The sequence below is a fragment of the Streptomyces sp. NPDC033270 genome (genome assembly GCF_055576575.1).
Map to the genome: position 1 here is coordinate 122,276 of NZ_JBVIRA010000003.1, position 20,222 is coordinate 142,497.

The window sequence follows — 20,222 nt, forward strand, 5'->3', positions numbered from 1 at the left end:
CGAGGGTTCCCGGAGCGCGAACATCGCATCAGACGCCGCGCGGTCGAGCGCGGCCACCGGGAGGTTCGATGTCCACGTCCAGGAAACCGCGATGGCCCGTGGCCGCACTGTCGGGTGTGGTGGCCGCGGCCATCGCGAGCGCCGTCGCCCCGGCGGTCGCGGTGCAGTCCGCACCGGCGGGCGCCGCGGCCGGCGGCGTAGCGCCCGCGCCCGCGGCCGCGCGCTACGCCGGGCAGCGGCTCGACTGGAAGCCCTGCGAGCGGGAGCCCTCGCTGCAGTGCGCGGCGATGACCGTGCCCCGCGACTGGCACCACCCGGGGAAGGGCGCGGATCTGACCATCGCGGTGTCCCGGCACCGGGCCGCCGACCCGGCCAGGCGCCGCGGGGTGCTGATGATGGCCGCCGGCGGGCCGGGCGCCTCGGGGCTCACGCGGCCCGCGGGCTTCGTCAAGGCGTCGCCCGCGGTCGGTGCCGCCTACGACGTGGTGGGCTTCGACCAGCGGGGCGTCGGCAGCAGCTCGCACGCGACATGCCAGACCGACGCCGAGTTCCGCGACTTCTATGCCGGTGACTTCCGCGACCGCTCGCCCGCGGCGCTCCACGGCGTGGTGGACCGGTCCAGGCAGTTCTCCAAGGGCTGTCGGGAGCGCAGCGGCGACCTGGTCACGTACCTCACCACGGACCAGGCCGTACGCGACATGGACCTGTTCCGCGCACTGCTCGGCGTGCGGAAGATCTCGTACTACGGGCCGTCGTACGCCACCTGGCTCGGCGCGTACTACGCGACACGCTTCCCGCGGCACGTCGAGCGCGCCGTGCTGGACAGCAACCTGGCGTTCGACGGGACCTGGCAGCAGGCCGAACTCGGGCAACCGATGAGCTTCCAGCGCCGTTTCGAGCAGGACTTCCTGCCGTGGATCGCCCGGTACGACGCGGTCTACCACTACGGGAGCACCGCCGCCGAAGCGAAGGCGACGTGGGAGGCGCGCCGCCGGGCGCTGCACGACCGCCCGATCACCGTCGGCCCGCTGACGATCGGGCCCAACCAGCTCGACAACGCCACGCTCCAGGGGATGTACAACGCCGACCGGCAGTGGGACGGGCTGGCGACCGCGCTGGCCGCCCTGGAGCACTGGGAGACGGCGACGCCGGCCGAGCGCCGGCTCGCCCAGCAGGCCTTCGGCAGCTACCTGTCTCCCGGATTCGCCGCCACGTACTTCCCGGTCACCTGCAACGACACCCCGTGGAGCCGGGACCTCGGCTACTGGATACGGCAGAGCGCCAAGGACACCGAGAAGTACCCGCTGGTCGGGGCGCGGGAGCTGGCGTACGCCGCGACCTGCGTGTACTGGCCGGAGTCGGACGCGCCGCGGGTGAAGGTCACCGGCAAGGGCCTGCCGCCCACCCTGATGCTCAACTCCGAGCACGACCCGGCCACGTACTACGAGGGCGCGGTGCGGGCGCACCAGGCGCTGCGGGGCTCACGCCTGGTCACGGTCGCGGGCGGCGGCGACCACGGGCAGTACCAGAACGGCAATGCCTGTGTCGACCGCATCGTCGACGCCTACCTCCTGAACGGAACCGTCCCGGCGCACGACGCGACATGCCCCGCCAAGCCGCTGCCCGTACCGGCGCAGCGCGGGTAGGGGTGTTCCGTAGCTCGGAGGTCCAGGACGTGCCCTTAGGAACGTGCCCTTTGGAACGTGCCCTTCGGACCTCCGAGCCGCACCCTCAGTCGCGCACCGGCACCGACACATACGACGGGTCGTTCGCCGGGGAGGAGAACGTCAGCCGCGCGCCGCCCGGATTGTGCTCGATGTACAGCGGGTCGACGGTGTCCACGACCACCGCCAGCCGGTGTCCGGCGGGGACGTCGTAGGCCGTGGAGAAGAGATCCAGGTCCACGCCGAACGGCTGGCCGGGGGTCTTGTCGTGGAAGGTGAACGGCGCGTGGGTGACCAGCCTGCCGAGGCCCAGCGGCCCCACGTCGTAGAGGTAGGCGATGGCGGTGCCGCTCTCGGCGGTGCTGGTGAGGGTGGTGTGCAGCTTGGTGGTGCCGCGGACCCGCTGCCCGCTCTCGTAGCGCTCGGACTGCCAGACGGCGGCCAGGGAGCGCGGCAGCAGCGGGATCGAGGCCATCGGCGGCAACCGGAAGAACTGGTCCAGCATGCTGGAGAGGAAGATCAGCCCGCCGTTGGCGCCGGAGTCCCAGTTGGTGTTGATCTGCTTGCTGCCGCCCAGCTCGATCCTGCGCTGCGCGGACGGCACGTCCTGCCAGCTCTTGTAGCCCTCGTACGCGCCGGTGGAACGGGACTTGAGCAGCACCGGCGACTCGCGGTCGATGCCGTTGTCGGCGCCCTTGAGGTAGTGGTCGAACCACCGCTTGGTGTTGGTCCAGGTGTCGTTGGGCAGTCCGAAGAGCCCCGTCGCCTCGGCCGTCGCGTGGTCACCCGGGCGGAACTCCAGCCGTTTGGGGCCCTTGAGCTTCTCGTAGAAGTCGGCGTACTGGTTGGGCGGGAAGAGGGAGTCGCCCCAGGCGTTGCCGAGCATGATCGCGGCGCCGTTGGCGTTGATCTTGTCGAGGTAGGTGGCGGGGGAGCGCTTCTTGCCCCACGCGATCATGTCCTGTTCCTTGGCGAGGTTCGAGCCGAGGAAGTCCTTGAGGATGGTCCGCAGTTCGGGGCTCGGCCGTCCGGTCAGCTCGCCCGCACCGCCGAGCATCGCCGCCGCCTGCAGATGCTGGGTACGGCCGCTGTAGATCGAACCGATGAGGTCGCCCCAGCCGCTGAGCGCCGCGACCACCTTGATCCGCTTGTCGAACGCGGAGGCCAGCAGGCTGATGCCGGCGCCGTAGGAGACCCCGGCCATGCCGACCTTGTGCGGATCGGCCGGGGTGTTGGACAGCGCCCAGTCGATGACCTTCGACGCATCGGCGACGTCCTGCGGTCCGGCCGTCTCGATCTGCCCGCCGGACTGCCAGAACCCGCGCGAGTTGTAGCCGACCACCACATAGCCCGCGTCGGCCAGCTTCCTGGCCTGGGCCAGGTACTCGACCTGCGGCATGCCCCAGCTGGTCGGCAGCACGATGACCGGGTACCGGCGGGTCCCGTCGGCGCCGGCCGGGGTGAACACGTTCGCCTTGAGGGTGATCCCGCCGTCGCCCTCGATGTCGACGAACCTGACGGCGGACGAGGCGGCAACGGAGTCGGCGGACGCCGCCGTCGTGGGGACTGATGTCGGTGCCGCCGCCTGGGCGGTGGCCGGCGCACCGGTGAGAACGGTGGTGGCCAGCACTGCCGCCGAGACGGTGCCGATCGCGGCACGCAGAGTCGTGCGGGAGGGCGTCATCTTCTGCTCCAGATCTCGAAGCGAGCCCGCCGTACGCTGTCGGAAGACAGGAGGGGCGTACGGCGGCTCGAGTTGACTGGAGAGTAAGGTGCGGGCCTTACCTTAGGTAACCCGTCGGTAGGTTACGGGTGGGTAACGTCCTTGGGTCCAGGGGGAGTCGACGCGGCGGCGCGGCGGTGCGCGGGGCGAGGGGAGTGGGGAAGGCGATGGCCGACACGCCGTTCGACGACAGCGAGCGCCGGGTGTGGGCGGGGAGCGCGGCCGCGTACGAGGCCGGATTCGGCAGGCTCTGCGCGTATCCGGTCCCGCGGCTGCTGGACGCCGCGGGGGTGGGCGCGGGCATGCGGGTGCTGGACGTCGGGACGGGTACGGGAACGGTCGCCGCGGCCGCCGCCGTACGCGGGGCACGGGTGGTCGCCGTGGACGCCGAGCCCGATATGGCCCGGCGGGCCGCGCGCGCCGTCCCCGAGGCGTGCGTCCAGGTTGCCGCCCTGCCGCAACTCCCCTTCGCCGACGCCCGGTTCGACGCGGTCGTCGGCAACTTCGTACTCAATCACGTGGGGCGGCCGAGAGCGGCCCTCGACGAGCTGCGCCGGGTGACCCGGCCGGGCGGCCGGATCGCTCTGACGACCTGGGCGGTGCCCGCGGCGCCGGGGCAGGCGCTGCTCGGGCGCGCCGTGCGGGCGGCCGGGGTGGAGCGTCCGCCGCATCTGCCCGCGCTCGCACCCGAGGACGACTTCCCGCGTACGGTGCAGGGTCTGGTCGGTCTGCTCCGGGGCGCCGGTCTGGTGGACGCCGGCTGCCGTGCGGTGGTGTGGGACCACCGCACGACGCCGCGGGAGTGGTGGAGCGGGGCGGCGGCGGGAGTCGCGACGATCGGTCAGACCGTGATCAGCCGGGGGGCCGCCGTGGCCGAGCGCATCAGGCGCCGATTCGCCGTACTGGCAGGGGAGTTCACGGACTCCTCCGGCACCTTGGTGCTGCCGCATGCGGCGCTGCTGGCGTACGGGCGAGTGGCCGACGGGGATCGGGGAGACGGGGATCGGGGAGACGGGGATCGGGGAGACGGGCGCCGGTCGGCGCGTCCTGCCGTCAGGCGGTCCGTGGCAGGGTGCTGAGGAAGGCCTCCAGCGCGGCGTTGAACTCGTCCGCCCGCTCCAGGTTCGGCATGTGCGCCGCCTGCTCGATCACCGTCAACTGGGCGTGCGGAACGCGTCGGTGGATGTCGCGGGCGTCGCTCACCGGGGTGTACGCGTCCTCCGCGCCGACCGCCACCAGTACCGGAACCGATATCCGCGACAACAGCGCCGTGTAGTCGGGGCGTTCGGCGCGGCCGCGCAGCGCCGCCGCCGCGCCCTCGGGCGGCGTGCCCGTCATCATTCCCAGGACGTGCCGGGCGACGTCCGGCTGTGTGGCGATGGTGCGCGGCGAGATCATCTTCGGCAGGACCTCGTGTGCGTAGCCGGACATCCCCTCCCGTAGGAGCCGCTCCGCCATGTCGCGGCGCGCGGTCTTGCCGGCCTCGGTCTCCGCCGCGGGGAAGGTGTCCGCGAGCACCATGCCGCGGATCCGGTGCGGGAAGAGCCGCCAGAACTCCATGACGATCTGGCCGCCCATGGACAGCCCGCCGAGCACGAAGCGCTCGATGCCGAGACGGTCGAGCAGGGCGACGGTGTCGCGGACGAAGGTCTCCAGCGGGGTCGTGCCGGGGACGACGGAGCTTTCGCCGTAGCCGCGCAGATCCGGGGCGATCACCCGCCATCCGGCCCGGCTGAAGTGCTCGATCTGCGGGCGCCACATCGTGCGGTCGAACGGGTGGCCGTGCAGGAGCACCAGCGGCTCGCCGCTGCCCTCGTCCTCGTATCCGACGCTGATCTCTGCGAATCGGGCCGATCCCATGCCGTGCATCCCCTCTGCCGCTCAGTGGTTCCTCGATGCTATGAGGGGCAATCGCTCGGTGCAATATAAATAATGATCTCGGTGCAATGTCGCGTAAGGTGCATGTCGAGGAGCGCTCGTCGAGGGAGCGGGCGCGCTTGTTGAGTGACGGGCTCGGGTGCCTGACGGGCCTGTTGGAGGAGGAGCGGGAAGGGCGATGGACGACTATCGCGTGATCGCCGACGAGCTGGCGGCGGAGATCGCCGCCGGCCGGCTCCGGCCCGGCGACCGGCTGCCGCCGCTGCGCCGGTTCGCCCGCGACCGGCGGATCGCCGGCTCGACGGCGGCCCGGGTGTACCGGGAGCTGGGCCGACGGGGGCTGACGGTGGGCGAGGTCGGCCGCGGCACGTTCGTACGCACCGCCGCCCCGTCGGCCGAGCCCGCGCTCGCCGAGCCGGGCGATGCCAGGATCGACCTGGAGCTCAACTTCCCGGTGCTGCCGGAGCACCCGGCCCTGCTCGGCAGGAGCCTTGAGCATCTGCTGCGCCCCGACGCCCTGGCCGACGCGCTCCGCCCGGTGGGCGCCGCCGGTACGCCCGCGGCCCGGCAGGCCGCGGCGGCGCACCTCGCCCGTGCCGGCTGGGCCCCGGACCCCCGACGGCTGCTCTTCGCCGGCAACGGCCGGCAGGCGCTGGCCGCCGCGATCGCCTCGCTGGTTCCGGCCGGCGAGCGGCTCGGCGTCGAATCCCTCACCTACCCCGTCGTCAAGGGCATCGCGGCCCGCCTGGGCGTCACGCTGGTACCCCTCGCCATGGACGAGCACGGCCTGACGGCCGAGGCGCTCCGCACGGCCGCTCCACTGCGCGCCGTCTACCTCCAGCCGGCCCTGCACAACCCGCTGGGCATCACGATGCCCGACCCACGACGCCGGGAACTCGCCGGGATGTGGGGGGAGTTGGGCATCCACGCCATCGAGGACGCCATCTACGGATTCCTCCGCGACGATCTGCCGCCGCTCGCGGCGCTGGCGCCCGAACGCACCGTGGTCGTCGACAGCCTGTCCAAGCGGCTCGCCCCCGGCCTGTCCCTGGGGTTCCTCACGGTGCCCGCGGCCCTCACCCAGGACGTGGCGACGGCGCTGCGGTCGGGGACCTGGACGGCCTCCCGCTTCGCGCTCGACGCCGCGACCCGCTGGATGGCCGACGGGACCGCGGCGGCCGTCGAAGCGGACAAGCGCCGGGACGCGGCGGCGCGCCAGCGGATCGTCGCCGAACGGCTGGCCGGCTTCCGGGTGCGAGCCGACCCGCAGGCGTACCACTGCTGGTGGGAGCTGCCGGAGCCATGGCGCGCCGACACCTTCGTCGCGGCGGCCGCGCGTCGCGGGATCGCCGTCACGCCGTCGGGAGCGTTCGCGGTGGGCGCGGGCCACACGCCCAACGCCGTGCGGCTGGCACTCGCGTCGCCGCCCCTGGACGCCCTGGCCGAGGCGCTGGGCGTCCTGGGCGAACTGGCCTGCGGCACGCCGGAGGACGCCGGACCGGAGTGACGCGGACGGGCGGCGGGAGCGCCGGCGGGGGCGCTCAGGTGCCGCTCATCAGCTCACCGAGCCCCCTGCGCAGGTCGTCCGCGTTCATCACCGGCTGCAGGGTGACCTTGGCGTGCAGATCCATGAAGAACGACTCGACCAGAGCCGGCATCTGCGACGACTGCTGCATGTCGAAGTAGTAGAAGCAGGCACGGTCGCCGCCGTCGAGGGTGAAGTAGGCCGCCTCCGGTTGCAGCGCGGCGATCGCCGTCTCCAGGATCTTCGGCAGGGCGCCGTTCTTGATCAGTTCGTTGCCCACTTCGGTAGGTATGCGGGCCGTCAGAACCATCCTCATCGGGCTCACTCCTCGCGTGGATCTCGTGGAGTTCACAGTCCCTGTGTTCTCAGGGTCTCACGGTACGGGCGCGCCGGTCAGGCGGGCGGGGGAGCCGGGGCGGCGCTCAGGAGCCGAGCCGGAGGTGCTCGGGGCGGCCGCTCGGCGGTACCTCCTCGGCCGGCGGTACCGGCCCCGGCGGGGTGCCGTCGCCGAACGGCCGGCCGCCCAACTCCTCGCGGCGGTGCGGCGTCAGCCAGCCGGACAGGTCCGGGCCCAGGGCGACGATGCCGGTCGGGTTGATGCCGGTGTGCACCCGGTAGTAGTGCTGCTTGATGTGGTGGAAGTCGACGGTGTCGCCGAAGCCCGGCGTCTGGTAGAGATCCCTGGCGTACGCCCACAGCACCGGGGCCTCGGCCAGCTTGAACCGGTTGCACTTGAAGTGGCCGTGGTAGACGGCGTCGAAGCGAACTAGCGTGGTGAACAGCCGGATGTCGGCCTCCGTGAGGGTGTCGCCCACGAGGTAGCGCTGCTCGGACAGCCGCTCCGACAGCAGGTCCAGCCGCCGGAAGAGATCGCGGAAGGCGGCGTCGTACGCGCTCTGCTTCGTGGCGAAACCGGCCCGGTACACGCCGTTGTTGACGTCCCGGTAGACACCCGCCATGACCACGTCGATCTCCTCGCGCAGCCGCTCCGGATACAGGTCCGGAGCGCCCGGCCGGTGCAGCGCCGTCCACTGTGTCGACAGGTCGAGGGTGATCTGCTGGAAGTCGTTGGTGACCAGCTTGCCGCTGGGCACGTCGACGATGGCGGGGACGCTGACCCCGCCCGGGTAGCCTTTCTCGCGGGCGTCGTAGGCCTCGCTCAGGAAGCGGATGCCGAGTACGGGGTCGCGTCCGTCCGGATCGAGGGTGAAGCGCCAGCTGCGGTCGTCCTGGAGCGGATCGGGGATGGCGAGCGAGAGCGCGTCCTCCAGACCGAGCAGCCGCCGCACGATGACGGCGCGGCTCGCCCAGGGGCAGGCGCGGCTCGCCACCAGCCGGTAGCGGCCGGCCTCGACCGGCCAGCCGTCGCGGCCGTCCGCCGTGATGCGGTCCGCGAAGTGGCTCCGGGAGCGTTTGAAGGGCGCTCTGCCGTACTCGGTGTTGCCGCACCTGGCGTCGCCCTCGGTGGCGTGGGGCATCACCGGCTCCTTCCGTCCGGGCGTGGGTGGCTGCTCTTGTCGAGCCTTCCCGAACCGGCGCGGCCGTCCCGGTGCGTCAGCCGCCCGGCGCATCGCGCCGACCGGCGACATACCGGATATGGCGCACTCTGTCATTATCGCGCCGGTCATTCGGATGGATACGGATTGACGCGGAGCGATGCGGATTGACGCGGAGCGATACGGATTGACGCTGATCGATAAGGATTGCTGCGGATCGACAGCGGAATTGCGGTCCGGATGGGTATTCCGGCAGGAATCAGGAAATGGGGGGGGCGTCGGTGGATGATGATGGTCGTTGAATCTTTACGAAGTGCCCGTCGATCACTCGTCGGTAACCCCGGAATCCGCCCTACACTCGGCCGATGATCAAGAAAGTAATCAGTGCGGTCATAGCCGGCGCCACGCTCCTCGCGCCGGCTTCCGGTGAGCTGCCGGCGGACGACTGGCAGCGGGTCGGGGACGACATCACTTCCGGTGTCAGCGGCATCGTGGTCGACGGTCGCCGCGGCGATACCGTCGACGCCCTCGCCGTGCGCGACAACAAGGAGCCCGGCCAGCAGCGGCTGGTCGCCCTGCGGTCCAGCCGGCACGCGAAACCGCAGGTGAGGGCCGTCGAGTGGCTGGGTGAGCCGCCCGTCGACCTGGAAGCGATCGACGCCGTGCCGGGGCGGGAGGGGGAGTACGTGGCCCTCGCCAGCGACGGAACGGCGTACCGCGTCCGCCGGGAAAAGGGCGCCGTTCTCCGGGAAAACGGCGACCTTCGCCGGGTAAGGGACGCCGTACGCGTTATCCATGAATTCCGGCTGCCGGGCATTTCGCCGGACGGCAACTACGAGGGATTCGCGCTGGCCCGCACCGCCCGCGGCGGCGTCGTCGCGGTCTGGGCGGACCGGGGCGGCGACGATCGCCCGGCGAAGCTGACCGCGGCGACCTGGAATCCGGCCACCGACGCATTCGGCAAGCCCGATTCCGCGGAATTCAGCGTGCCCTACCCGGCCGAGAACGTGCGGCACGTCTCCGATGTGGAACTCTCCGCCCGCGGCGGACTGACGGTGTCGTCGGCCTCGGACCCCGGCGACGACGGGCCGTACGACTCCGCGCTCTACGCCGCCGGACGCCTCGTCGTCCGCGAGGACGGCGACGCCGAGCTGAGGCTGTCCGGCACGCCGGACCGGCTCACCACGTTCGCCGGGCACAAGATCGAGGCGCTGGCGTGCCTGCCGGATTCGCGCACGGGAATCCTCGGCACGGACGACGAGAACGACGGCGGCTCGGTGACCACGGCGACGTTCTGCCGCCCGTGACCTGACGGGGCCCTTAGGGCCTGTCCGATGGGTCATGGCCGGGTCCGCCCCGTTCCCGGGCCCTCCGGGGGCAGCCGTCCCTGCCCCCGCCTCAGCCCAGACGTGTCAGATCGGGCCGCAGCCGATGCCAGATCGGGTGCCGCAGCCGCCCGGCCGAGGTCCAGCCGGTGAGCATGACCTCGGCGACCAGCCGGGGCTCGGCCCAGTGCGCGCCCATGGTGTCCACCGGGTTGATGAACGGCGAACGGTCCATCGGGATCACCGCCAGGTACTGCGCCAGCTCCCGCCGTTCCCGGTCCGACAACCCCGAGCCCACGGAGCCGACGTACCGCAGCCCGGCCGGTTCCGCCACGCCCGCCAGGACGGAACCGGGAAGCCCCGCGAGAACGCCGTGCCCCTCCGTCCAGCCGCCGATGACCACGTCGAGGGTCAGCAGATGCTTCGTCTTGCGCCACTCGGGTGACCGGACACCCTGCAGATACGCCGAGTTCAGCCGCTTCGCCACGACCCCTTCGAGCCCGCCCTGCAGCGAGGCCTCCCACGCCTGCTGCGCATGGCCCCGGAGGTAGGCGGGCGAGGACCAGTTGGGGCCGCGCAGCCGCAGTCCGGACAGCACCGCCCGGCGTTCGTGATACGGCGAGCCGAGCAGCGACTCGCCCAGGTACATGAGGTCGAAGAGGACCAGGTGTACGGGGTGCTCCATGGCCAACCGGGCCGTACGCCGCGGGTTCACCACGCCCATCCGCCGCTGCAGCAGCCCGAAGTCCGGCCGTCCGCGCGCGTCCAGCACCACCACCTCGCCGTCGAGCACCGCCGGCCGGCCCCGCAACTGCTCGCCCAGCGGCGCCAGCTCCGGGTAGGTGCTGGTCGCGTCGTTGCCCGCCCGTGTGACCAGCCGGAGCGTGCCGTCTCCGGGGGTGTTGACGATGCAGCGCGCGCCGTCCCACTTGGCCTCGAACGCCCAGGCCGCCTCCTCGTCCTCGTCGGGCAGCGGCCCGACCGTGGCCAGCATCGGCCGGATCACGGGGTACGGGGTCGAGCCGTGCTCGGCGGTGGGGGCCATGGTTCGATGATCGGACGAGGCCGGGACGCCCGCAGATCGGCGCCGGCGCCACGACGCACGCGCCGCGTCCCTCTTCTTCCTCACCCTGCCTTCTCCCCTCCTTCTTCCCCCTCCTTGCCTCCCCTCCTTCCTCCCGTCTCGTCCGATTCCCGGTTGCCTTCCTAGGTGCCCTAGGATAAACCTAATACCCCTAGGAAGGAGTGGGCTATGGCACGGGCCGGGCTGACGGCGGAGCGGGTGACGATCGCGGGCGCCGAGCTGGCGGACGAGGTCGGGCTGGATCAGGTGACCATGTCGCAGGTGGCGCGGCGGCTCGGCGTGAAGGACGCGAGTCTGTACACGCATGTGCGCGGTCTGGAGGATCTGCGCGGGCGGATCGCCCTGCTGGCGGCGGACGAGAAGACCATCCGTATCGCGGAGGCGACCGCCGGACGATCGGGCAAGGACGCGCTGGTCGCGTTCGCCGACGCCTGGCGGGAGTACGCCCACGCGCACCCGGGCCGCTACATGGCGACGCAGACCCCCCTCCAGATCGATCCCGAGCTGGCCGCCGCAGCCCCAGGACCGCGACGCGCCGTCGAGCTGACCTACGGCATGCTGCGCGGCTACGGGCTGGCCGAGCCCGATCTGACCGACGCGGTCCGGTTGCTGCGCAGCACCTTCCACGGGTTCGTCGCCCTGGAGGCCGCGGGCGGGTTCGCGCACCAGCGCTCGCCGCAGCAGTCCTGGATCCGCGCCCTGGACGCCCTGCACTCCCTCCTGGAGCACTGGCCCCCGCTGACCGAAGGAGACCCCTCATGACCGACCCGACCATAGGCCGCCTGCGCGTGAACGGCGCGACCCTGCACTACGAAGTGCGCGGCCAGGGCCCGCTTGTGCTGCTGATACCCGGAGGGGCGGGCGGAGCGGCCGCCTTCGACGGCATCGCCGACGACCTGGCCACGGCATACACCGTCGCGACCTACGACCCGCGCGGTATGTCCCGCAGCACACTGGAGGACCCCGAGGCCGAGCAGTGTGTGGCCGAGCACGCCGACGACGCGTTCCGCCTGCTGGAGCTGCTGTCGCCCGGTGAGCCGGCCCGGGTGTTCGGCTCCAGCTCGGGCGCGATCGCCGCCCTGCATCTGCTCACCGCCCACCCCGACCGCGTCGCACGCCTCGTGGCGCACGAGCCGCCGGTGGTGGAGGTCCTCCCCGACGCCTTGGAACACCGCGCGCTCCTCGCGCGCGTGCAGGAGACGTTCCACGCGCAGGGACTCATGCCGGCGATGGAGGTGTTCGCCGCAGGGCTGAAGAAGGGCGAGGACACCACCGAGCCGAAGGCCGAGCTCAGGCTTCCGCCGCAGGCGGCGGCGCGGGCCGAGCAGACCATGGCCAACCTGCCCTACTTCGTCGGGCGCATCGTGCCCCGCTTCATGTCCTACGCCCCGGACGTCCCCCGGCTTCAGGCGCTCTCGGACCGGCTCGTCCTGGCCGGCGGCCAGGACTCCCGAGGCGAACTGCCCTACCGGTCGGCCGCATTCCTGGCCGAGCGTCTCGGCGCGGAATTCCGGCACTTCCCCGGCGGGCACACCGGCCTGACCACCCACCCCGCCGAGTTCGGCGAAGTCCTCCGCAAGGCCTTCGGAGGACAGGAGGCGTCCCGCCGCCCCATCGGCCCGCGGCCGGTGTCCATGACCTGAACCCGGGCCCGGCTCTTGGGGTCATGTCGTCGGTGCGTCGGTGAGGTGTGCGTGGGTGCGGTCCAGGAAGGATCGAATGGCGCGGGCGAACCCGTCAGGGTCGTCGGCGTGGAGCCAGTGTCCGCAGCCGGAGAGTTCGACCAGCTCCGTACCGGGCCGCTCCCGAGCCATCCGGCGGGCCGTTTCGCCGGTGAGGACGAAGCTCTCGCTCGCCCTGAGCAGCAGGGCGGGCTGCCTCGACGCGGCCCACGCGGCGGAGTGGTCCCCGGTCAGGGCGTGTTGAGAGGCCATCATCTCGGCGGTGTCGAAGAGCAGTCCGCAGCCGTCGTCGTACTCCGTCGCGCTGTCGAGGAAGTAACCGGCGTCGGGAACACCGTGCGCTTCGATCGCGGCGCGTAGTTCCTCGCGCGATGCCGCCCTGCGAGGCCAGCCCGAGACGTCGAGAACGGGGTGCGTCTCGGGCTCCTCGTTGCGAACGGTCATGTCCGCGACGACAAGTGCGGTGACGAGACGGGGGTGGCGCTCGGCGAGGAGGTAGGCGATGGCCCCGCCCATGGAGTGCCCCAGAACCGTGGCCGGCGCGAGATCCAGGGCGCGTAACAGGGCGGCCGCATCCTCGACGTAGTCGTCGGGAGTGAGCCCGCCGCCGTGGTCGGACAGGCCGTGGGCGCGCTGGTCGAGCGCGACGACGCGGTACCGTCCGGCCAGTGCCGCCGCCAGTGGGGCGAAGATCCGCCCCCTCCCGAAATGACCGTGCAGGGCGAGGACGACAGGTCCCGGGCCGCCGAAGTCCAGGAAGGCGAAGCGACGGCCACGAAGGTGGATGAACGACTCGGGCGGCATGGTGGGCTCCCTTGCTGTGGGTCGACGAGGCAGTGACCGGGTGATGGTGCACCCCCGGGTCGTGTCCGTCACGTGCGGCCCCCGCACTTCCCCGAGGTCCTGTCCTTAAGATCGTTTCCGGTACGGCAGGCGGAGATCGATGTGCTGAGGGAGGGCGTCCGATGAGCCGGGCGGTATTGGTGACGGGGGCTTCGCGGGGGATCGGACGTGCGGTCGCCGAGATGTTCGCGGCCGGCGGCGATCGCGTCGCGCTGCACTACTCCTCGCGCCGGGAGGCGGCCGAGGCCGCGTTCGGGGCGCTGGCGGGCAGTGGCCATGTGCTGGTGCAGGGCGATGTGCGGACGCCGGAGGGGGCGGCGGAGATCGTCGGGGCGGCGGTGGACGGGCTCGGCGGCGTCGATGTCCTGGTCAACAACGCCGCCGCGAACGTGGCGCACCCCCTGGACCGTACGTCGTTCGAGGACTGGCAGCGCGCCTGGCGGCAGGTCGTGGACGTGAACCTGCTGGGCGCGGCGAACGTCAGCTACTGCGCGGCGCGCAACATGATCGAGCGGGAGGTGGAGGGGCGGATCATCAACATCGGGTCGCGGGGAGCCTTCCGCGGCGAGCCGGACCATCCCGCCTACGGCGCGTCGAAGGCGGCCCTGCACGCGATGGGGCAGTCGCTGGCGGTCCATCTGGCGCCGTACGGGATCGGTGTGGCGTCGGTGGCGCCCGGGTTCGTGCAGACCGAGCGGGTCGCCGAGCGCCTCACCGACGAGGTGCGGCGGCAGAGTCCGTTCGGGCGGGTCGCGTCGCCGGAGGATGTGGCCTCGGCCGTCCACTACCTCGCCGCGCCGGAGGCGCTCTGGTCCTCGGGGACCGTGCTGGACGTCAACGGGGCGTCGCACCTGCGCTGAGAGGCCGCCGCGCCCGGACTCCGGGCGGTGCGCGCGCCCGGTACCAAGTGGGGGAGCCCCGGCCGAACGGGGGATTCCGGCCGGGGCTCGCAGCGGGCAGGGGGGAAGCGCCCGCCGCAATTGAACGATAAACCATCACGGGAATCGGCGGCCCGGCGGGTGGCCGCTCTCGCCCTCGGCACGGCTCCGCGAGCCTCCCTCCCGCCCCCTCCGACGGACCATAGTTTGTCCGGCTATGACCCCCCTTTTCTCCAGGACGAAGCGGATGATGGTAGGCCGCCCGCTGGACAGTGCGCGGCTCGGCGAGACGCTGCTGCCCAAGCGGCTGGCGCTACCGATCTTCTGCAGCGACCCGCTGTCCTCGGTCGCGTACGCCACCGAGGAGATCCTGCTGGTCGTGGGCCTGGGCGGGGTCGCGCTGCTGCATCTGACCTGGTACGCCGCGGCCGCCATCGTCCTGGTCCTGGTCGTCGTGGTCGCCTCCTACCGGCAGACCTGCTACGCGTACCCCGGTGGCGGTGGCGCCTACCTCGTCAGCGCGCAGAACCTCGGACGGGGCGCGGCGCTCACCGCGGCCAGTGCGCTGCTCGTCGACTACGTGCTGACCGTCGCGGTGTCCGTGGTCTCCGGCGTCGCCGCGATCACCTCCGCGATCCCCTCCCTCGGCGGCCACAACGTGGCGCTGTCCGTCGCGTTCGTGGTGCTGCTGACGCTGATGAACCTGCGCGGGGTGCGGGAGTCGGGCCGGATCTTCGCGCTCCCCACCTACGGCTTCGTCTTCTTCGTCTACCTGATGTTCGCGTTCGCCGCCGTACGGATGGCCACCGGCGCGACGATCCGCGCCGAGTCCGCGGACCTGCCGCTGCACGCCGAATCGGTCTACACGGGCCTGGCACTGGTACTGCTGGGGATGCGCGCCTTCGCCTCCGGGTGCACGGCGCTGACCGGAGTCGAGGCGATCAGCAACGGCGTGCCCGCGTTCCGCAGGCCCAAGAGCCGCAACGCCGCCACCACGCTGCTGGTCATGGGATTCTTCTCCGTCACCATGTTCGGCGGGATCACGATCCTGGCCATGCGCTACGACGTGCATGTCGCGGTGGACCCCACCGAGCTGGGGCTGCCGGCCGACACGCCGACCTCCACCGCGCTCGCCCAGATCGCCCGGGCCACCTTCGGCGACGTCGACGCCCTGTTCTACCTGCTGCAGGCCTTCACGGCCGGCGTGCTGATCCTCGCCGCCAACACCGCCTTCAACGGCTTCCCCATGCTGGCGTCGGTCCTCGCCGAGGACCGCTTCGCGCCCCGGCAACTGCGCAACCGCGGCGACCGACTGGTCTTCTCCAACGGGATCGTCCTGCTCGCGCTCGCCGCGATCGGGCTGATCGTGCTCTTCGACGCCGAGCTGACCCACCTCATCCAGCTCTACATCATCGGCGTCTTCGTCTCCTTCACCCTCTCCCAGACCGGCATGGTCCGGCACTGGCGGACGATCCTGGCCGCCCCGGGTCTGCGGCCCGGCGAACGGGCCCGACGCCGCCGTTCCCAGGCGATCAACGCGGTCGGCGCGGTGCTCACCGGGCTGGTGCTGATCATCGTCCTGATCACCAAGTTCACGCACGGCGCCTGGATCGTGGTGATCGCCATGCCGACGCTGTTCCTGGGGATGCGCGCGGTGCACCGGCACTACGAGCGGGTCGCGCGGGAGCTGTCGGCCACCCCGGACGCACGGCCCTGGGCGCCGGCCGGGAACGCGGTGATGGTGCTGGTCAGCGATCTGCACGTGCCCACGCTCAAGGCCCTGGGCTACGCCCGTACGATGCGCGCCACCTCACTGGAGGCGCTGACCGTCGCGATCGATCCCGCCGATGTGACGGGCCTGCGCGCGCAGTGGGACGCCCATGACATCGACGTACCGCTGCAGGTGCTCAGCTCGCCCTACCGGGACTTCACCCAGCCGGTGATCGACTACGTGGTCGGCGCCGGCGAGCGGTACCCCGGTGCCGCCGTCACGGTCGTCATCCCCCAGTTCATCGTCGGCCACTGGTGGGAGCAGCCGCTGCACAACCAGAGCGCCCTGCGGCTCACGGCGCGGCTGATGTTCACGCCGGGGGTGACCGTGGTCAACGTCCCCTATCGCCTGTAGCGGCGACCGCCGATGACGTGGGAGGCCGGCCGGCCCTACGGGCTCACCGCCAGGACGATGTAGGCCGCCAGCAGCGTGAGGTGCACACCGCCCTGGAGCAAGGTGGCGCGGCCGGGCACCACCGTCAGGGTGCCGACCGTCACGGTCAGCGCGAGCAGCACCAGGTGGCTGGGGCCCAGGCCCAGGACCAGTGGCCCCGGCAGCCGGGTCGTGGCGAGGGCGACCGCGGGGATGGTCAGGCCGATGCTGGCCATCGCCGAGCCGAGGCCGAGGTTCAGGCTCGTCTGGACGCGGTCGCGGCGGGCCGCGCGGACCGCCGCGATGGTCTCCGGCAGCAGCACCAGCAGGGCGATGACGATGCCCACGACCGACGCCGGCAGGCCTGCCGCGATCACCGCGGACTCGATGGTCGGCGACACCCCCTTCGCCAGTCCGACCACCGCGATCAGCGCCAGCGCCAGCAGCCCCAGGCTGCTCCACGCCGCCCGCGCCGACGGCGGGTCGGCGTGTTCCTCGGTGTCGATCACCTCGCCGGACGAGGTCACCGGCAGGAAGTAGTCCCGGTGCCGGACGGTCTGGGTGGCCACGAACAGCCCGTAGAGGATCAGCGCGGACAGCGCGGCGAAGACCAGCTGCGGGGTGGAGAACTGCGGGCCGGGGGCGCTGGTGGTGAACGTCGGCAGGGCCAGGCTCAGTCCGGCCACCGTCGCGACCGACGCCAGCGCCGCGCCGGTGCCCTCGGCGTTGAAGACGGCCACCCTCCGCTTGAGCGAGGCGACCAGCAAGGACAGCCCGACGATGCCGTTGCAGGTGATCATCACCGCCGCGAAGACGGTGTCCCGGGCGAGCGTCGCGCTCTTCTCGCCGCCGTCGGCCATCAGCGTGACGATCAGCGCCACCTCGATGATGGTCACCGCGACGGCGAGCACCAGCGACCCGAACGGCTCACCCACGCGCAGTGCGATCACCTCGGCGTGGTGCACCGCGGCCAGCACCGCCGCGGCCAGGAAACACGACACGAGGGCGACCAGGCCGCCCGGCAGCGACCGGCCCCAGGTCAGGGCCAGCAGGACCACCGCCAGCACCGGCAGCAGATCGCTCCAGTGCTGGGCGGTCGAACGGAGGCCGGCGATCATGCTGTCGAGCCTGGCAGATCGGCGGGGCACCCGCTCGTCCGGTCGGCCGGTCGGGCGGGTGCCCCGCCGCCCGACGGTGCGTCGGCCTCAGGCCGTCGCCCGGTGGCCCTTCACCTCGGCGGGCGTGATCGCGGCCTTGGTGACGTCGGCGACCAGCTCGACGACGTCCGGCCCGTACGCCTGCGAGTTGACCACCTTCAGCAGGAGGCAGAACTGGCCGTCGGTGCCGTGCTTACGGGCCAGCCGGGCACGGTTGCGTACCAGGTGGCGCACCGCGGCCCGGTGGGTGACCGGGCGCTGGCCGGCCGCCAGGAACACCGGACGGCCGCCTTCACCCGCCGTCAGACGGGCCAGCAGGACGTACTCCACCGCGCCGGGCTCCATCCGGTACGTCGAGCCGCCGACCGAGAAGGTTCCGCGGCCCGCACCGGATTCGTCACCCGGGTGCACCGCGATGCCCGGCAGCAGATTGGCCATATGGGCGGCCAGCCTGCGGTGCGCGGTGGGATCGCCGACGCAGAATTCGGTGCGCGCCCCGAAGCCCTGCAGGCCGGTGTCGTGCGGGGCGACCTCGGGGTGCGCGCCGCAGTTCTCCACCACCGCGGCCAGCCCCAGCAGCGCCAGTGCGTCATGGCGCGGGATGCTCCAGTGGGCCGAGGAGCTGTCCCGGTGGGTCACCAGGACGCACTCCGAGCCTTCCGGCAGCCCGAAGAAGCTCTGTTCCCGGGCGAGCTTCCGGCGGGCCGCCGCCGATTGCCCGGCCCAGCCGGCCGCCAGGCCCAGGACGAGGGCGGCGACCGCGACGGACAGGAGCAGCAGGGTGTCATCCATGGCCGGGGAGCGTAGCGGCTCTCCGGTTGTGCGTTCGAGGCCGGGGCCGGTAGCACCCGAAATGCCCCCTGTCGGCGCGCTGTTCGCCCGAGTAGGCTCCGGCCCCTGCCGTCCCTCGCGCACACCGTGGAGGAAACCCCGCTTATGACCAGATTCCGACGTCTCACCGTCCTGGGAGCGGCCGCCGCGCTGACCGGCTCCCTGGTGGCGGTCCCGGCCGTCGCCCAGTCCGCACCGCCGCGCCCGGCCCCCTCGGACCGGGACGGCGCCGCCCACGCCACACCGGACAAGACGCCGGTCGCCGTCGGCTACGGAGGGGCGGTCTCCAGCGTCGACCCGGACGCCTCGGCCGCCGGCATATCGGTGCTCAAGAAGGGCGGCAACGCCGTGGACGCCGCGGTCGCCACCGCCGCCGCCCTCGGCGTCACCGAGCCGTACTCCGCGGGCATCGGTGGCGGCGGCTTCTTCGTCTACTACGACGCCAGGTCCAAGACGGTGCGCACCCTCGACGGCCGGGAGACCGCACCGCGCTCCGCCGGCAAGGACCTGTTCCTGGAGAACGGCAAGCCGATCCCGTTCGACGACGCCGTCACCAGCGGGCTGGGGGTCGGCACGCCCGGCACCCCCGCCACCTGGGACGCCGCGCTGGACAAGTGGGGCAGCCGGTCCCTCGGCGACGTACTGGACCCGGCCCGCCGGCTGGCCTCCCGCGGCTTCACCGTCGATGCGACCTTCCGTCAGCAGACCGCCGACAACGAGGCGCGCTTCAGGGACTTCCCGGCGAGTGCCGGCCTGTTCCTGCCCGGCGGCAGGCTGCCGGTGGTCGGCTCGACCCTGAAGAACCCCGATCTCGCGCGTACCTACGCGGAGTTGGCCGAGCACGGAACGGGCGCGCTCTACAAGGGCGAGCTGGCCCGGGACATCGTCCGCACGGTCCGCAAGCCACCGGTGCGCGCAGGAGCCACCCGCACGGTGCGGCCCGGCGACCTCACCACGGACGACCTGCGGACCTACGAGGTGCTCAGCCAGGCGCCCACCCGTACGGCCTACCGAGGCCTCGACGTCTACGGCATGGCCCCCTCGTCCTCCGGCGGCACCAGCGTCGCCGAGGCGCTGAACATCCTGGAGAGGAGCGACCTCTCCCGGCTGAGCGAGAAGCAGTATCTGCACCGCTACATCGAGGCCAGCCGGATCGCCTTCGCCGACCGCGGCCGCTGGGTCGGCGACCCGGCCCATGAGGACGTCCCCACCAAGGGCCTGACCTCGCAGCGGTTCGCCGATTCCCGCGCCTGCCTGATCACCGACGACAAGGCGCTGACCAGCCCGCTCGCGCCCGGCGACCCGCGCCACCCCAAGCGCTGCGGCGCCACCGGCAAGGCCGCCCCGACGACGTACGAGGGGCCGAACACCACCCATCTGACCGTCGCCGACAAGTGGGGCAACGTCGTCGCCTACACCCTGACGATCGAGCAGACCGGCGGCAGCGGCATCGTGGTCCCCGGGCGGGGCTTCCTGCTCAACAACGAGCTGACGGACTTCTCGTTCGCGCCCGCCGACCCCGCGGTCCACGACCCCAATCTGCCGGGGCCGGGCAAGCGGCCGCGCTCGTCGATGTCGCCGACGATCGTGCTCCAGCACGGCCGGCCGGTGCTGGCGCTCGGCTCGCCCGGCGGCTCGACCATCATCACCACCGTGCTGCAGACGCTGCTGAACCACCTCGACCGCGGTATGCCGCTGGTCGACGCGATCGCCGCGCCCCGCGCCAGCCAGCGCAACGCGGCGGCCACCGAGCTCGAACCCGCTCTGTGGAACAGCCCGCTGCGCCGGCAACTCGAGGCGGTCGGACACGCGTTCAAACAGAATCCGGAGATCGGCGCGGCGACCGGTGTCCAGCGGCTGCCGGACGGCCGCTGGCTGGCCGCGGCCGAGAAGGCGCGCCGCGGCGGCGGCTCGGCGATGGTCGTACACCGGTCGTAACGCTCCCGGAACGGGTGCCGGACGCCACACCACCGACACCCGACCGGCCGCTGTG

At 72.2% G+C, this 20,222-nt stretch carries 17 protein-coding genes; 9 read left to right on the forward strand and 8 right to left on the reverse strand.

Annotated elements, in window-relative coordinates:
* Positions 1-98: 98 nt before the first annotated feature.
* A complete protein-coding gene (locus ACZ5XZ_RS06715) occupies positions 99-1,646 on the forward strand; it encodes an alpha/beta hydrolase (protein ID WP_468975001.1) in 1,548 nt (515 codons plus the stop codon).
* Positions 1,647-1,731: 85 nt separating this feature from the next.
* On the opposite strand, the gene ACZ5XZ_RS06720 is transcribed toward ACZ5XZ_RS06715, so the two are convergent.
* Positions 1,732-3,348 carry a CocE/NonD family hydrolase gene (locus ACZ5XZ_RS06720; RefSeq protein WP_468975002.1) on the reverse strand — a complete coding sequence of 539 codons (1,617 nt, stop codon included), beginning with the start codon at positions 3,346-3,348 and terminating at the stop codon, positions 1,732-1,734.
* Between the two features lie 206 nt (positions 3,349-3,554).
* On the opposite strand from ACZ5XZ_RS06720, the gene ACZ5XZ_RS06725 reads away from it, so the two are divergent.
* Positions 3,555-4,466 (forward strand): class I SAM-dependent methyltransferase, encoded by a 912-nt coding sequence (locus ACZ5XZ_RS06725; RefSeq protein ID WP_468975003.1) that lies wholly within the window; start codon positions 3,555-3,557, stop codon positions 4,464-4,466.
* Here ACZ5XZ_RS06725 and ACZ5XZ_RS06730 read toward each other — a convergent pair.
* Complete coding sequence (locus ACZ5XZ_RS06730; protein WP_468975004.1) at positions 4,441-5,247, reverse strand: alpha/beta fold hydrolase; 807 nt, start codon at positions 5,245-5,247, stop codon at positions 4,441-4,443. The genes ACZ5XZ_RS06725 and ACZ5XZ_RS06730 overlap by 26 nt on opposite strands.
* A gap of 196 nt (positions 5,248-5,443) precedes the next feature.
* Here ACZ5XZ_RS06730 and ACZ5XZ_RS06735 point away from each other — a divergent pair, with 196 nt between their 5' ends.
* Positions 5,444-6,772: an aminotransferase-like domain-containing protein gene (locus ACZ5XZ_RS06735; RefSeq protein ID WP_468975005.1), complete on the forward strand. Its 1,329-nt coding sequence runs from the start codon at positions 5,444-5,446 to the stop codon at positions 6,770-6,772.
* Between the two features lie 34 nt (positions 6,773-6,806).
* Here ACZ5XZ_RS06735 and ACZ5XZ_RS06740 read toward each other — a convergent pair whose 3' ends face one another.
* On the reverse strand, positions 6,807-7,106 hold the full coding sequence (locus ACZ5XZ_RS06740) for a hypothetical protein (RefSeq protein WP_468975006.1): 300 nt from the start codon (positions 7,104-7,106) through the stop codon (positions 6,807-6,809).
* 106 nt (positions 7,107-7,212) lie between these two features.
* The gene (locus ACZ5XZ_RS06745) at positions 7,213-8,268 is read right to left on the reverse strand and encodes a glutathione S-transferase family protein (protein WP_468975007.1); all 1,056 of its coding nucleotides are present in this window, start codon (positions 8,266-8,268) and stop codon (positions 7,213-7,215) included.
* A gap of 383 nt (positions 8,269-8,651) precedes the next feature.
* On the opposite strand from ACZ5XZ_RS06745, the gene ACZ5XZ_RS06750 reads away from it, so the two are divergent.
* Positions 8,652-9,593, forward strand: coding sequence for a hypothetical protein (locus ACZ5XZ_RS06750; protein ID WP_468975008.1), 942 nt, complete (start codon positions 8,652-8,654; stop codon positions 9,591-9,593).
* Positions 9,594-9,684: 91 nt separating this feature from the next.
* Here the strand turns inward: ACZ5XZ_RS06750 and ligD are convergent, their stop codons facing one another.
* Positions 9,685-10,656 carry a non-homologous end-joining DNA ligase gene (ligD, locus tag ACZ5XZ_RS06755; RefSeq protein WP_468975009.1) on the reverse strand — a complete coding sequence of 324 codons (972 nt, stop codon included), beginning with the start codon at positions 10,654-10,656 and terminating at the stop codon, positions 9,685-9,687.
* A gap of 207 nt (positions 10,657-10,863) precedes the next feature.
* Here ligD and ACZ5XZ_RS06760 point away from each other — a divergent pair, with 207 nt between their 5' ends.
* Together ACZ5XZ_RS06760 and ACZ5XZ_RS06765 are read left to right on the forward strand one after the other, a co-directional pair.
* Positions 10,864-11,457, forward strand: a complete 594-nt coding sequence (locus ACZ5XZ_RS06760) for a TetR/AcrR family transcriptional regulator (protein WP_468975010.1) — start codon at positions 10,864-10,866, stop codon at positions 11,455-11,457.
* On the forward strand, positions 11,454-12,338 hold the full coding sequence (locus ACZ5XZ_RS06765) for an alpha/beta fold hydrolase (protein WP_468975011.1): 885 nt from the start codon (positions 11,454-11,456) through the stop codon (positions 12,336-12,338). The genes ACZ5XZ_RS06760 and ACZ5XZ_RS06765 overlap by 4 nt, the downstream gene beginning before the upstream one ends.
* Before the next feature lie 21 nt (positions 12,339-12,359).
* Here ACZ5XZ_RS06765 and ACZ5XZ_RS06770 read toward each other — a convergent pair whose 3' ends face one another.
* Complete coding sequence (locus ACZ5XZ_RS06770; protein WP_468975012.1) at positions 12,360-13,181, reverse strand: alpha/beta fold hydrolase; 822 nt, start codon at positions 13,179-13,181, stop codon at positions 12,360-12,362.
* 161 nt (positions 13,182-13,342) lie between these two features.
* Here ACZ5XZ_RS06770 and ACZ5XZ_RS06775 point away from each other — a divergent pair, with 161 nt between their 5' ends.
* Both ACZ5XZ_RS06775 and ACZ5XZ_RS06780 read left to right on the forward strand, forming a co-directional pair.
* On the forward strand, positions 13,343-14,080 hold the full coding sequence (locus tag ACZ5XZ_RS06775) for an SDR family NAD(P)-dependent oxidoreductase (RefSeq protein WP_468975013.1): 738 nt from the start codon (positions 13,343-13,345) through the stop codon (positions 14,078-14,080).
* Between the two features lie 265 nt (positions 14,081-14,345).
* Positions 14,346-16,223 carry an APC family permease gene (locus ACZ5XZ_RS06780; protein ID WP_468975014.1) on the forward strand — a complete coding sequence of 626 codons (1,878 nt, stop codon included), beginning with the start codon at positions 14,346-14,348 and terminating at the stop codon, positions 16,221-16,223.
* Positions 16,224-16,258: 35 nt separating this feature from the next.
* Here the strand turns inward: ACZ5XZ_RS06780 and ACZ5XZ_RS06785 are convergent, their stop codons facing one another.
* Positions 16,259-17,359 (reverse strand): calcium:cation antiporter, encoded by a 1,101-nt coding sequence (locus ACZ5XZ_RS06785; protein ID WP_468975015.1) that lies wholly within the window; start codon positions 17,357-17,359, stop codon positions 16,259-16,261.
* A gap of 87 nt (positions 17,360-17,446) precedes the next feature.
* A complete protein-coding gene (locus tag ACZ5XZ_RS06790) occupies positions 17,447-18,190 on the reverse strand; it encodes a hypothetical protein (RefSeq protein ID WP_468975016.1) in 744 nt (247 codons plus the stop codon).
* 144 nt (positions 18,191-18,334) lie between these two features.
* Here ACZ5XZ_RS06790 and ggt point away from each other — a divergent pair, with 144 nt between their 5' ends.
* On the forward strand, positions 18,335-20,167 hold the full coding sequence (gene ggt, locus ACZ5XZ_RS06795; protein ID WP_468975017.1) for a gamma-glutamyltransferase: 1,833 nt from the start codon (positions 18,335-18,337) through the stop codon (positions 20,165-20,167).
* Positions 20,168-20,222 lie beyond the last annotated feature (55 nt).

What these genes read in the sequence shown, in the direction of transcription:
- ACZ5XZ_RS06720 (WP_468975002.1), bottom strand. Translation starts at nt 3,348, where the DNA reads ATGACGCCCTCCCGCACGACTCTGCGTGCCGCGATCGGCACCGTCTCG.
- ACZ5XZ_RS06725 (WP_468975003.1), top strand. Translation starts at nt 3,555, where the DNA reads ATGGCCGACACGCCGTTCGACGACAGCGAGCGCCGGGTGTGGGCGGGG.
- ACZ5XZ_RS06730 (WP_468975004.1), bottom strand. Translation starts at nt 5,247, where the DNA reads ATGGGATCGGCCCGATTCGCAGAGATCAGCGTCGGATACGAGGACGAG.
- ACZ5XZ_RS06735 (WP_468975005.1), top strand. Translation starts at nt 5,444, where the DNA reads ATGGACGACTATCGCGTGATCGCCGACGAGCTGGCGGCGGAGATCGCC.
- ACZ5XZ_RS06740 (WP_468975006.1), bottom strand. Translation starts at nt 7,106, where the DNA reads ATGAGGATGGTTCTGACGGCCCGCATACCTACCGAAGTGGGCAACGAA.
- ACZ5XZ_RS06745 (WP_468975007.1), bottom strand. Translation starts at nt 8,268, where the DNA reads ATGCCCCACGCCACCGAGGGCGACGCCAGGTGCGGCAACACCGAGTAC.
- ACZ5XZ_RS06750 (WP_468975008.1), top strand. Translation starts at nt 8,652, where the DNA reads ATGATCAAGAAAGTAATCAGTGCGGTCATAGCCGGCGCCACGCTCCTC.
- ligD (WP_468975009.1), bottom strand. Translation starts at nt 10,656, where the DNA reads ATGGCCCCCACCGCCGAGCACGGCTCGACCCCGTACCCCGTGATCCGG.
- ACZ5XZ_RS06760 (WP_468975010.1), top strand. Translation starts at nt 10,864, where the DNA reads ATGGCACGGGCCGGGCTGACGGCGGAGCGGGTGACGATCGCGGGCGCC.
- ACZ5XZ_RS06765 (WP_468975011.1), top strand. Translation starts at nt 11,454, where the DNA reads ATGACCGACCCGACCATAGGCCGCCTGCGCGTGAACGGCGCGACCCTG.
- ACZ5XZ_RS06770 (WP_468975012.1), bottom strand. Translation starts at nt 13,181, where the DNA reads ATGCCGCCCGAGTCGTTCATCCACCTTCGTGGCCGTCGCTTCGCCTTC.
- ACZ5XZ_RS06775 (WP_468975013.1), top strand. Translation starts at nt 13,343, where the DNA reads ATGAGCCGGGCGGTATTGGTGACGGGGGCTTCGCGGGGGATCGGACGT.
- ACZ5XZ_RS06780 (WP_468975014.1), top strand. Translation starts at nt 14,346, where the DNA reads ATGATGGTAGGCCGCCCGCTGGACAGTGCGCGGCTCGGCGAGACGCTG.
- ACZ5XZ_RS06785 (WP_468975015.1), bottom strand. Translation starts at nt 17,359, where the DNA reads ATGATCGCCGGCCTCCGTTCGACCGCCCAGCACTGGAGCGATCTGCTG.
- ACZ5XZ_RS06790 (WP_468975016.1), bottom strand. Translation starts at nt 18,190, where the DNA reads ATGGATGACACCCTGCTGCTCCTGTCCGTCGCGGTCGCCGCCCTCGTC.
- ggt (WP_468975017.1), top strand. Translation starts at nt 18,335, where the DNA reads ATGACCAGATTCCGACGTCTCACCGTCCTGGGAGCGGCCGCCGCGCTG.